Source organism: Phaeodactylibacter xiamenensis (assembly GCF_000759025.1).
In the GTDB taxonomy this organism is placed as follows: Bacteria; Bacteroidota; Bacteroidia; order Chitinophagales; family Saprospiraceae; genus Phaeodactylibacter; species Phaeodactylibacter xiamenensis.
The window spans coordinates 1-830 of sequence record NZ_JPOS01000156.1 but is presented as its reverse complement, the minus strand read 5'-3'; the positions used below and the strand labels follow the sequence as shown (position 1 = coordinate 830).

1 protein-coding gene is annotated in these 830 nt (G+C 48.0%); it reads left to right on the top strand.

Going from position 1 to position 830, the window contains the following annotated elements; all coding sequences use genetic code 11:
- Positions 1-815 (top strand): ISL3 family transposase (locus IX84_RS30485; protein ID WP_152605320.1); only part of this gene is annotated, 815 nt, incomplete at its 5' end.
- Positions 816-830 lie beyond the last annotated feature (15 nt).

Sequence of the window (830 nt, the reverse complement as noted above, 5' to 3'; positions counted from 1 at the left end):
CTAGCCGTATAGTGGGCCGCCATGTAAGCAACGCTTTGGCTACTCAGGAGCTAAGAGCGGTCAAGGACCTATCTGTCGATGAGACCTCACGAAAGAAAGGGCACAACTACCTGACCATCCTATGTGACCGGCAAGCTAAAAAGGTAGTAGGCGTATCTCTGGGCAAAGACCAAAAAGCTGTAGGCGAAGCACTTATCGATATGGAAGCTCGTGGCGCAGACAGAACCACAGTACGGTCGGTGACTCTAGATATGTCACGCTCCTACATCGCAGCCTGCGAATCCTACATGCCACAAGCCGAGATGGTTTTTGACCGCTTTCATTTAGTCAAAAAGCTTAATGAAGCCATTGATACTATTCGAAGGGCAGAACAAAAGCAGTTCAAGGAGGCGCTCAAGCACAGCCGGTATTTATGGCTGCGCAATGCCAGCAAGTTATCTCAAAAGCAGCAACAGCGCCTGGACTTGTTAAAAGAAGCATTCCCTAACCTGGGCCAGGCCTACCGTCTTAAAGAGCTATTCCGGGAAGTTTTCGATGCGGCTCAGTTCACCAAGCGCCTCAAGCCGCTCAATGAGTGGATAAAGATGGCTTGGGACAGCGGGATCAAGCCCATCCAGGAGTTTGTCAATATGCTCCATGACCATTGGTACGGTATAAAGACCTACTTCAAAAGATTGGCTAATAATGCTTTCGCTGAGGGGGTAAACCTAAAGATTCAGGAAATAAAGAGAATTGCCAGAGGCTATCGGAACCCACACAATTTCATCCTGATGATCTATTTCAAACTCGGAGGACTTGATTTGAAAATCCACTAAATATGGCGAAGAGCC